Annotated in this window: 11 protein-coding genes; 4 read left to right on the plus strand and 7 right to left on the minus strand. The window is 64.4% G+C overall.

From position 1 onward, the window contains the following. Nucleotides 1-80: 80 nt before the first annotated feature. The 4 genes from ACVIW0_RS19695 to coaD are packed head-to-tail and all read right to left on the minus strand — an operon-like array spanning nt 81 to nt 2,075. Entirely contained in the window at nt 81-545 is a 465-nt protein-coding gene (locus ACVIW0_RS19695) for a peptidylprolyl isomerase (protein WP_021081268.1), read from the minus strand. Continuing rightward, entirely contained in the window at nt 521-958 is a 438-nt protein-coding gene (locus tag ACVIW0_RS19700; RefSeq protein WP_461357374.1) for a hypothetical protein, read from the minus strand. The genes ACVIW0_RS19695 and ACVIW0_RS19700 overlap by 25 nt, the downstream gene beginning before the upstream one ends. Before the next feature lie 5 nt (nt 959-963). Further along, nucleotides 964-1,527: a peptidylprolyl isomerase gene (locus ACVIW0_RS19705; protein ID WP_461353820.1), complete on the minus strand. Its 564-nt coding sequence runs from the start codon at nt 1,525-1,527 to the stop codon at nt 964-966. A gap of 50 nt (nt 1,528-1,577) precedes the next feature. Next, nucleotides 1,578-2,075, minus strand: a complete 498-nt coding sequence (coaD, locus tag ACVIW0_RS19710) for a pantetheine-phosphate adenylyltransferase (protein ID WP_461353821.1) — start codon at nt 2,073-2,075, stop codon at nt 1,578-1,580. 267 nt (nt 2,076-2,342) lie between these two features. Here coaD and ACVIW0_RS19715 point away from each other — a divergent pair, with 267 nt between their 5' ends. Further along, complete coding sequence (locus ACVIW0_RS19715; protein WP_461353822.1) at nt 2,343-2,600, plus strand: hypothetical protein; 258 nt, start codon at nt 2,343-2,345, stop codon at nt 2,598-2,600. Between the two features lie 232 nt (nt 2,601-2,832). Beyond that, a complete protein-coding gene (locus ACVIW0_RS19720; RefSeq protein ID WP_461353823.1) occupies nt 2,833-4,749 on the plus strand; it encodes a potassium transporter Kup in 1,917 nt (638 codons plus the stop codon). A 64-nt stretch (nt 4,750-4,813) separates the two neighbouring features. Here ACVIW0_RS19720 and gyrA read toward each other — a convergent pair whose 3' ends face one another. The 3 genes from gyrA to ACVIW0_RS19735 form a co-directional block, all read right to left on the minus strand. Continuing rightward, a complete protein-coding gene (gyrA, locus tag ACVIW0_RS19725; protein WP_461353824.1) occupies nt 4,814-7,540 on the minus strand; it encodes a DNA gyrase subunit A in 2,727 nt (908 codons plus the stop codon). A gap of 223 nt (nt 7,541-7,763) precedes the next feature. Beyond that, entirely contained in the window at nt 7,764-7,925 is a 162-nt protein-coding gene (locus ACVIW0_RS19730; protein WP_461353825.1) for a hypothetical protein, read from the minus strand. A 135-nt stretch (nt 7,926-8,060) separates the two neighbouring features. Further along, the gene (locus tag ACVIW0_RS19735) at nt 8,061-8,552 is read right to left on the minus strand and encodes a single-stranded DNA-binding protein (protein ID WP_461353826.1); all 492 of its coding nucleotides are present in this window, start codon (nt 8,550-8,552) and stop codon (nt 8,061-8,063) included. Between the two features lie 449 nt (nt 8,553-9,001). Between ACVIW0_RS19735 and ACVIW0_RS19740 the strand changes: the two genes are divergently transcribed. Next, on the plus strand, nt 9,002-9,745 hold the full coding sequence (locus tag ACVIW0_RS19740) for an outer membrane protein (protein ID WP_461353827.1): 744 nt from the start codon (nt 9,002-9,004) through the stop codon (nt 9,743-9,745). A gap of 459 nt (nt 9,746-10,204) precedes the next feature. Next, on the plus strand, nt 10,205-10,864 hold the full coding sequence (locus ACVIW0_RS19745; RefSeq protein WP_461357375.1) for an outer membrane protein: 660 nt from the start codon (nt 10,205-10,207) through the stop codon (nt 10,862-10,864). The last annotated feature ends 165 nt before the right edge of the window (nt 10,865-11,029 follow it).

Below are 11,029 nucleotides of genomic sequence, written 5' to 3' on the forward strand. Positions count from 1 at the left end.
CGGGGCGATGCGCGAGCATCGAACCCGGAACCTCGAGATTCCGGGTTCATGCTTCGCATGCCCCGGAATGACAGTGCCAGTTACGCCGCGTCGGCAGCCATGCGCGCCTTGACGATCTTGTCCGGGTTCTGCACCGGCTCGCCGCGCTTGATCTTGTCGACATTCTCCATGCCCTCGGTGACCTTGCCCCAGACCGTGTACTGGCCGTTGAGGAAGGAGGCATCGTCGAAGCAGATGAAGAACTGGCTGTCGCCGGAATCCGGGTTGGCGGCGCGCGCCATCGAGGCGGTGCCGCGGACATGCGGCTCCTTGTTGAACTCGGCCTTCAGCTTCTTGCCGCTTCCGCCCATGCCGGTGCCCTGCGGGCAGCCGGTCTGCGCCATGAAGCCGTCGATCACGCGGTGGAACACGATGCCGTCGTAGAAGCCTTCGCGCACCAGCTCCTTGATCCGCGCGACATGGCCGGGCGCGAGGTCCGGGCGCATCTCGATCGTGACCGGGCCCTGGGTAGTTTCGAGGATCAGAGTATTTTCGGTAGCAGCCATGCTCGCTTCTCCTGGCTTCGGGGTGGATATTTCTTGTTCCTGAACGGGATTGCGAATGGGCGGCCAGCCACTGCGCCGCCCAGGCTCTCGGTAAATGGCATCGGCGTGCAGCGTTGCAACGTCTCCATCACCGCGACCCGGTATGCGATCCGGTCATTGTCGGTCGCCTCCTGCGATTCATAGCTGATCCTCGGATGCCCGAGGATCGCGCCCTCGCGGTTGAAGCTGACGATGACGGTGATGTCGATCGGGCCGGCCTTGTCCGCCGGCGGCGGCCGCCAGCAGCGATGGATGGCAAGGACGACATCCCTGATCGTATTGAGTTGCTCCGGTTCGGCCCGCACTGGCGTCGCCAGCGCAAGGCAGATCAGCGGCGCGGCGAACCAGGCAAGCGGTTTGCTGGGCGCCGGCATCCGGATCATTTGATGTCGGATGCGACCTGCACCTTCACCATCTTGTCGGGATCGGTGACGGCGCCGCCGGGCGAGCCAGCCGATGCCTTCTTCAGCTTGTCGACCACGTCCATGCCCGACACCACCTCGCCGATCACGGTGTACTGGCCGTTGAGGCTCGGCCCGTCGGCGAACATGATGAAGAACTGCGAATTTGCGCTGTCGACGCTGTCGCCGCGCCGGGCCATGCCGACGATGCCGCGCTTGAACGGCACCTGCGAGAATTCCTGCTTCAGGTTCGGATATTTCGAGCCGCCGGTGCCGTTGAAGTTCTGGCCGTCGCCGGTCTGCGCCATGAAGCCGTCCATCACGCGGTGGAACGGCACGTTGTTGTAGAAGCCCTCGCGCGCCAGCTGCTTGATGCGCTCGGCATGCTGGGGCGCGATATCGGTGCGCAGCTTGATGACGATACGGCCCTTGGTGCCATCGATCACGATCGCATTGGCCTTGTCGAGGCCGGCCGGCAACGGCTGCGCGACCGCGGGCACGACGCAAAGCAGCGCGGCAACAAATGCAAGAATGCGGATCATGGAAACTCCGGATCTCTTTAACGTTCGGGATGTGGCAGGCCCCGCCGGTCTCAGCCGGCGAACTTGGCCTTCAGGCTAGCGGCGACTGATGACGGCACGAATGCAGAGAAGTCGCCGCCCATCTGGGCGATTTGGCGCACCAGTGTGGCGGTGATCGGGCGGACCGCGACGGATGCCGGAACGAACACGGTATGCACCTCGGGCGCCATCGCCTCGTTCATGCCGGCCAGCTGCATCTCGTAGTCGAGATCAGTGCCGTCGCGCAGGCCGCGAATCATCAGCGTGGCCTTGGCCGCGCGCGCCGCAGCGACCGTGAGGTTGTCATAAGTGGCGCTCTCGAAGGCGCAGCCCGCCTGCTGGGCGATAGGGCCGAACACCTCATGGACCATGGCCAGCCGTTCCTCGGTGGAGAAAAGCGGCTTCTTGCCGGGGTGAACGCCGATGGCGACGATCAGGCGGTCGCAGAGGAAGACGGCCTGTCTCACAACGTCCAGATGGCCGTTGGTGACGGGATCGAAGGAGCCGGGATAGAGCGCTATACGAGACATGGTCCCTCCTAACCCGCCCGGCCCGCCCCGGCAAGCCGCCCCCGGTTCCCTCGACCGCGCGAAATAAAACTCTACCTCGTCCTGTGAACGAGTCCTGGGATGCCAGCGTCTACGAGGGTGAATGTTTCGTCGGCCATTGGTGGACGAAACAAAACCGGCTCGCGACGAAACCATTTCCTGGGGTGGCGAAGACACCAGGAAACTTGCGGCCGGTAGACACGGAGCAACGAAACGACGGGCCCGGGGGCCCGATCACATGGGGACGTCATGATCAAGGCACTTTCCGCTATCGCCGTTGCCGCGTTCATTGCCGCTGCGCTCACCGTGCTGCCGGGCTTTGCGCCGCAGGTCGAAGCCTCCACCCCGCAGCCGCTGGCCAAGGCTGACCGTCTCGACATTCATCCGGTCGGAAAGGACTGCTCGCAGCAAGCCTGGCCGAATTTCGCAGCCTCCTGCCTGCGCAGCGCCGGCACCAAGACGGTGGTCCGCGAAGCCCGCCTCGTCACAGCCGACCGCACCCCGTAGAATAAGTTTTCCCGCCGAGGTCGAGCCGGTTCGCGTGAAGCAATTGCGACAACGTCGTACCCCCGAAAATTGCCGGCCCGACGCGATTGGAGCGGCACACCAGCCGTCAGCCTGACGTAAGGTCAAGGCCGTCACGCAGAACCCAATGGTAATTTGCGACGTCCCGTCGCAGACTATCGTTCAAGGCGCCCGGCCGGATGATCCGGCGGGCGCAAGCCATCGGGGGATTGCCGTGACCAGTACACCCGCCATCGTTTCTTCCGGCCACCCTCCAACCAATCCGATCCCGGTTGCGGTCACGCTCGGTGCGTTGGGTGTCGTCTATGGCGACATCGGCACCAGCCCCCTCTACGCCCTGAAGGAAGCGGCCAAGGCTGCCGCCCATGGCGGGCCGCTGACCTCGAGTGCGGTGCTCGGCGTGGTGTCGCTGATCCTGTGGGCGCTGATCCTGATCATCTCGGTCAAATATGCGATGCTGATCCTGCGCGCGGACAACCGCGGCGAAGGCGGCATCGTCGCGCTGCTGGCGCTGCTCTCGGCGCGCAACGCGGCCCCCGGCACCTGGCGGGCGCACCTCCTTCTGGTCGGGCTGATCGGCGCCGCCCTGCTTTATGGCGACGGCGCGATCACGCCGGCCATCTCGGTGCTGTCGGCAATCGAAGGTCTCAAGGTCGACGCGCCCTCGCTGACGCCCGCGGTGGTGCCGCTCACCGTGGTCATCCTGATCGGCCTGTTCATCATGCAGAAGCAGGGCACGGGCTTCATCGGCAAGATCTTCGGCCCGGTAATGCTGTTCTGGTTCGCTGTGCTCGCGGCGCTCGGCATCCACGGCATCGTCAAGGCGCCCGGTGTGCTGGTCGCACTCAGCCCGTATTATGCATTCGATTTCCTGATCCATCAGGATTTTCACGTCAGCTTCGCCATCCTCGGCGCGGCCTTCCTCGCAGTCACCGGCGGTGAGGCGATGTACGCCGACATGGGGCATTTCGGCCGCTTTCCGATCCGGCTCGCCTGGTTCGCGGTCTGCCTGCCCGCTTTGGTGTTGAACTATTTCGGCCAGGCCGGCGAGCTGATTAACGACCCGAACTCGATCGACAACCCGTTCTTCCAGCTTGCCCCGGACTGGGCACATTATCCGCTGGTGCTGCTCGCGACGCTTGCCACCGTGATCGCCTCGCAGGCGATCATCTCCGGCGTGTTCTCGCTGACCCAGCAGTCGATCCAGCTCGGCTTCCTGCCGCGCATGCATATCCGCCATACCACCAGCGATGCGATCGGACAGATCTACGTGCCGCTGGTGAACTGGCTGCTCGCGGCCGGCACACTCGGCGCGGTGCTGGCGTTCGGCACCTCGGACGCGCTCGCCGGCGCCTACGGTATCGCGGTGTCGCTGTTGATGGCGATCACCACGCTGCTCGCAGCCCTGGTCGCGATCCAGTGGGGCTATTCGCCGATCCTGGTGATCGCGGTGAACGGCTTCTTCTTCGTCATCGACCTGATCTTCTTTGCGGCGAACACCGAGAAACTGCTCGAAGGCGGCTGGTTCCCGCTGCTGCTCGCCGGCGCGGTTGCGTTCCTGATGATGACCTGGCGCAGCGGCGTGAAGCTGGTCGAGAAGGCGCGCAGCAAGTTGCGTCAGCCGGAAGAGGATCTGATCGAGACCGCGGTCAACAAATGCAGCGCCCGCCTGCCCGGCACCGCCGTGTTCCTGGCCTCGGCCCCCAACGGGGTGCCGCTGGCGCTGACACAGTTCGTCAAGCACAATCACGTGCTGCATCAGCGCGTGCTGCTGGTCACCGTGCAGATCGAGGAGCGGCCGAGGATTCCCGACGAGGAGCGCGCCGACGTCATCGAGATCAGCCCGGGCATCACCCGCATCATCCTGCATTATGGCTTCATGCAGTATCCGACGATCTATGAGGGGCTGAAGACCGCCTGCCGGCAGGCCAAGCTGCCCGGCATCGATCTCTCCGACGTGACCTATTACATCGGCCGCGAGACCATCATCCCGCGCGAGGACATTCCGGGCATGTGGGTGTGGCGGGAATCGCTGTTCGCCTTCCTGCAACGCAACGCCGAGCGATCGGCGGCCTTCTTCGGCGTGCCGACCGGTCAGGTGGTGGAGTTCGGGACCGAGATCGAGATCTGATCTCATCGTCCACGTAGCCCGTTGGCTCCATCCGGGCTACAAGGTTTGAGACCTTCCGGCGGCTTTAGCCGCCGTTGCCGTTCTCGCCGTTTTCCTCTTCCGGAATGTGCTCGACCGAGACCACGTGCTCGTCCTCGGCGGTGTCGAACACGATCACGCCCTGGGTCGAGCGGCCGGCGACGCGGATGTCAGCCACCGGGCAGCGGATCAGCTGGCCCTTGTCGGTGACCAGCATGATCTGGTCCGCATCCTCGACCGGGAACGACGCCACCAGGTTGCCGTTGCGGTTGTTGACGCTCATCGCGACGATGCCCTTACCGCCGCGGCCGGTGGTGCGGTACTCGTAGGACGAGGTCCGCTTGCCGTAGCCGTTGACCGAGACGGTCAGCACCACCTGCTCGGCGGCCGACAGCTCGGCATAACGCTCCTGCGACAGCTGGATCGCATTCGCGGTCTCCTCGCCCTCGGCCTCGACCGGCTCCTCGGTCGCGGCCTCGCCGGCCACCGCGCGGCGCATCTTCAAGTACGCCGAGCGCTCGTCCGAGGTGGTCTCGACATGGCGCAGGATCGCCAGCGAGATCAGCCTGTCGGCCTCGGCCAGCGCAATGCCGCGCACACCCATCGAGGTGCGGCCGGTGAAGACGCGCACATCGGTGACGGGGAAACGGATGCACTGCCCGCCGGCGGCGGTCAGCAGCACGTCGTCATGCTCGGTGCAGATCTGCACGTCGACGATCGCCTCGCCCTCGCCGAGCTTCATGGCGATGATGCCGGAGCGGCGGACGTCGACGAAGTCGGACAGCTTGTTGCGGCGGACGGTGCCGCCGGTGGTGGCGAACATCACGTCGAGGTTGCCCCAGGAGGATTCATCCTCCGGCAGCGGCATGATCGTGGTGATGCGCTCGCCCTGCTCCAGCGGCAGGATGTTGATCAGCGCCTTGCCGCGCGCGTTCGGGGCGGCCATCGGCAGCCGCCAGACCTTCTCCTTGTAGACCTGGCCGCGGGACGAGAAGAACAGCACCGGCGTGTGGGTCGACGCCACGAACAGCCGCGAGACGAAATCCTCGTCGCGGGTCTGCATCCCGGCGCGGCCCTTGCCGCCGCGGCGCTGCGCCCGGTAGGTCGACAGCGGCACGCGCTTGACGTAGCCGGCATGCGACACGGTGACGACCATGTCCTCGCGCTGGATCAGGTCCTCGTCCTCGACCTCGCCCTCTTGCTCGATGATCTCGGTCTTGCGCGCCGTCGCGAACTGCTGCTTCACCTCGGCGAGCTCGGTCTTGACGATGCCCTGCACGCGGGCACGCGACCGCAGGATGTCGAGATAGTCGGCGATCTCGGCCGCGAGCTTGTCGAGCTCTTCGGAAATCTCGTCGCGCCCGAGCGCAGTCAAGCGTTGCAGCCGGAGATCGAGGATCGCCCTGGCCTGCTCCATCGACAACCGCAGCGTGCCGTCCTCGTTGATGCGATGCCGGGGATCGTCGATCAGCGTGATCATCGCCTCGACGTCGCGCGCCGGCCAGTCGCGCGACATCAGGGCCTCGCGCGCGGTGTTCGGATCGGGCGAGGTGCGGATGACACGGATGATCTCGTCGATATTGGCGACCGCGATCGCAAGGCCGACCAGGATATGGGCGCGGTCGCGGGCCTTGCCGAGCAGGAACTTGGTCCGCCTTGTCACCACCTGCTCGCGGAACGCGATGAAGATGTTGAGCAGGTCCTTCAGATTCATCGTCTGCGGACGGCCGGAATCCAGCGCCAGCATGTTGGCGGGGAAATTGGTCTGCAGCGGCGTGAAGCGGTAGAGCTGATTGAGCACCACGTCGGGCACCGCTTCGCGCTTCAGCTCGATGACGACGCGATAGCCGTCGCGGTCGGACTCGTCGCGCAGGTCGCCGATGCCCTCGATCTTCTTCTCTTTCACGAGCTCGGCGATGCGCTCGACCATCGTCGCCTTGTTCACCTGATAGGGAATTTCGGAGATGATGATCGCTTCGCGGTCCTTGCGGATGGTGTCGATCGTCACCTTGCCGCGCATCACGATCGAGCCGCGGCCGAGATGATAGGCCGAGCGGATGCCCTGGCGACCCAGGATGACGCCGCCGGTCGGGAAATCAGGTCCGGGAATGATCCCGATCAGTTCGTCGATCGTGAGCGCCGGATTGTCGATCAGCGCCACGCAGGCGTCGACCACCTCGCCGAGATTGTGCGGCGGGATGTTGGTCGCCATGCCGACCGCGATGCCGCCGGCGCCATTGACCAGGAGGTTCGGGAACCGGGCCGGCAGAACCGACGGCTCTTTCTCGGAGTTGTCGTAGTTCGGCTGGAAATCGACGGTTTCCATGTCGATGTCGGCGAGGACGGCCAATGCCGCCCGCGTCAGCCGCGCTTCGGTGTATCGATAGGCCGCCGGCGGATCGCCGTCGATCGAGCCGAAATTGCCCTGGCCGTCGATCAGCGGCACGCGCAGGGAGAAATCCTGCGCCATGCGGACCATCGCGTCGTAAATCGACTGGTCGCCGTGCGGGTGATATTTACCGATGACGTCGCCGACCACGCGCGCGGACTTGACGTATTTCTTGTCCGGGGTGTGTCCCTGCTCGTGCATCGAGTAGAGGATGCGCCGGTGCACCGGCTTGAGCCCGTCGCGTGCATCGGGCAGCGCACGCGACACGATCACGCTCATGGCGTAATCGAGGTAGGACTTCTTCATCTCGTCGAGAATGGAAACGGGACGAATATCTGAGGGCCCCGGCGGCTCGCCGGGCTTGTGGTCGTCGTTGTCGGACAAAGGGGAAATCCGGTCAGTTTTACTGGGGAATCATATAGCCCATCGGGGGCCTGATAACCACCCTTCCACGGCTCCGGCAAGCCGTTTTTCCCTTCGTTCTTTCATGCACTTACGGGTGGGTCGGCGAGACCACGGCCGCTTGGTCGAGAAGCGAATGGCGAGTAGCGAACAGCGAGCGGAGAACCCCCCTTCGCCACTCCCCATTCGCTATTCGTACATCCCGTCATTGGCCGAATACCACCGCATGCATGATCCGCCCCGGCATGAACGTGAACGGCCGGGCAATGACCAGCGCGCCGAAGAAAATCCCGATCATCGTGTATTTGTGGCTGCGGACGTGTGACGCCGTGCGGCGGTGACGCCAAGAACCCGCGCTGACCGCCATCAGCCGGGTACAATGTCCTAGGGTGTTAGAGAGTTATCCTCATAATTCACATGAGGAAATTGCCGCGGCACATCGGACCGCCGTCCCGGCAAGTGATCTTCACGGAACGGCAGCCGACGCAATGCCCGCGCATGCTCAGAACGGGATGTCGTCGTCCATGTCGCTGTTGCGGCTGCCGCCGCCGGCGGCGACTGCGCGGCGCGGCGCCGAGCCGACCGGGCCGGACGAGCCGAAATCGCTGCCGCCATCATCGGAGAAGCTGCTTCCGCCGCCGCCCCGCCCGTCGAGCATGGTGAGGTTGGAGTTGAAGCCCTGCAGCACGACTTCGGTCGAGTACTTCTCGACGCCGCTCTGGTCGGTCCATTTGCGGGTCTGCAACTGGCCCTCGATGTACACCTTGGCGCCCTTCTTCAGGTACTGCTCGGCGACCTTGCAGAGGCCCTCGTTGAAGATCACGACGCGGTGCCACTCGGTCTTTTCCTTGCGCTCGCCGGTGCCCTTGTCGCGCCAGGTTTCCGAGGTGGCGATCGACAGATTGGCGATCGGACGACCGTCCTGGGTCCGCCGGATCTCCGGATCCTTGCCGAGGTTTCCAACCAGGATCACCTTGTTCACGCTTCCTGCCATCGCATCATCTCCACTCAAAAACCGGGCGTCCGGACATCGGCCACCACTCTCAACCTTCGCCACTTACATTGCAGGCGTCGTGGATGACCCTATACGCCGGTGGCGGCTTGGCGCCTTCGCCCTCGCGCGGTTATCCACGATAATCAGATATAGCATCCCGGCCGGAAATGTTCCAGTTTTGTTCGCTACAACCAACCGTAGATGCGGGCCGAGGCAAGGATGCGGCAGTCGATTTGGCTTTCAGCCGCCAGGCTGCGCCACGACGTTAGAAAATCAATAAATAGATCAGCATCTTATTCTCGCCGCACTTCTTCCGCGAGTGTGACTTTTGGGAGACGGCCTTTCCGGTTGAATCGGCGTATAGCTGTCAGCCATCAGACGGGCGCTCGCGTCTGAGGTCGGCTTTGGGACCCATTTGGAAGCCGATCGGGAAGCCGGGGAGTTTTGCAATGAAGAAGTTTTTGCTCGGGACGGTTGCTCTGGTTGCGTTTGCTGCGCCGGCCGCGGCTGCCGATCTGGCGGCACGCCCCTACACCAAGGCGCCGCCGGTGATCGCTGCCGTCTATGACTGGAGCGGCTTCTACATCGGCGCCAACGGCGGCTGGGGCTCGAGCCACAATTGCTGGGACCAGGTCCCCGCCGGCATCTTCATCGGATCGGATGGCTGCCATGATGCGACCGGCGGCGTCGCCGGCGGTCAGATTGGCTATCGCTGGCAGGCCGGCACCTGGGTGTTCGGCCTCGAAGCGCAGGGCGACTGGGCCGACCTGAAGGGCAGCAACAACAGCGCGATCTTCCCGGGCCTGTTCACCAACCAGACCAAGATCGACGCATTCGGCCTCTTCACCGGCCAGATCGGCTACGCCGTCAACAATGTCCTGCTTTACGCCAAGGGCGGCGCCGCGCTGACCGACAACCGCTTCAACACCTACTTCACGCCGACCGGCTTGCTCGTCGGCAGCGCCAGCGACACCCGCTGGGGCGGCACCATCGGCGCCGGCATCGAAGTCGGCTTCGCGCCGAACTGGACCGCTGGCATCGAGTACGACCACCTGTTCATGCAGGACAAGACCTACAACCTCACCACCCCGACCGGCGCGCTGTTCAGCAGCATCCGCGACCGCCAGGACGTCGACCTCGTCACCGTCCGCGTGAACTACAAGTGGGGCGGCCCGGTCGTTGCGCGCTACTGATCGCGCGCGGATTTGATCCAGGCGAAAGGCCGGCCCTGCGCCGGCCTTTTGTTTAGCCGGCGGTTGCCACGCCCATGACCAGCTAGACCGGCTTCTATCTCGGCGCCCAGGGCGGCGGCTGGGGCACCAGCAGCGAGACCTATCTCAGCGCCCGAACAATGCGGCCGTGATCGGCACGCAAAGCTACACCATCGGCGGCGGCTTCATCGGCGGCGTGATCGGCTACAACGTCCGGGCGGGCCCTGCCGTGCCTCCGTATGGAAACAGCGGCCAGCCTCGCGCCAACTCCCTTACTGGTACGTGCGCACCTCATGCACTCGTTTTCCGTGCATTGTGGTTTCATGGATACACAACTTCCAAGGTTTCCATGTAAAAACACGTGATCGTCACGCGACACTGCCGTGACGCTCCCTTCAATGTTTGAGGGGACAACAAGAAAATGGGACTGGGACTTTGAAAATCAGGAATGTTTTGCTGGCGTCGGCCAGCATGTTTGCCCTCAGCGCAATTGCACCGGCCATGGCGGCTGACATGGCGGCTCGCGCGCCCTACGTGAAGGCTCCGCCGCCGGTCGCGATCACCAACTGGACCGGCTTCTACATCGGCGGCTTCGGCGGCTACGCCAGCGAAGATTCCGGCAACCCGAAGATGGAAGGCGGCTTCGGCGGCGGCACCATCGGCTACAACTGGCAGGCCGGCAACATCGTGTATGGCCTCGAGGCCGACGGTGCCTGGGCTGACGTCAATGCCTCCGCTACCGCGTTCGGCATCACCGCGACGAGCAAGATCGACGCGCTCGGCACCGTGCGCGGCCGCCTCGGCTTCGCAGTCGACAAGGTGCTGTTCTACGGCACCGGCGGCTACGCCTGGGCCGACAACAAGCTCTCCCTCAGCGCGGGCGGCGTCAGCGTCTCGCAGAGCAACTTCCACTCCGGCTGGACGGTCGGCGCCGGCATCGAGGCGTTCATCGCGCCGCAATGGTCGATCAAGGGCGAGTACCTGTATCGCAGCCTCGGCGGCGAAACCTACTTCGGCATTCCCTCGCCCGACATCAACCTGCACACCGTGCAGTTCGGCGTGAACTATCACTTCGGCGGCCCGATCGTCGCCAAGTACTGAGCAACGGACCAGGCGGATCCAGCGTCGGATCGCACGGAAAGGCCGGCCTCGCGCCGGCCTTTTTTGCATTTCGGAACCGGTCCTGCTGACGGCTGCTGCCATCCGGCAAACTATCCGTTGATGGCCACTATTCAGCACTGGAAATTGTCCGCTGTTCTTCCTACG

The organism is Bradyrhizobium sp. USDA 4454, assembly GCF_054822705.1.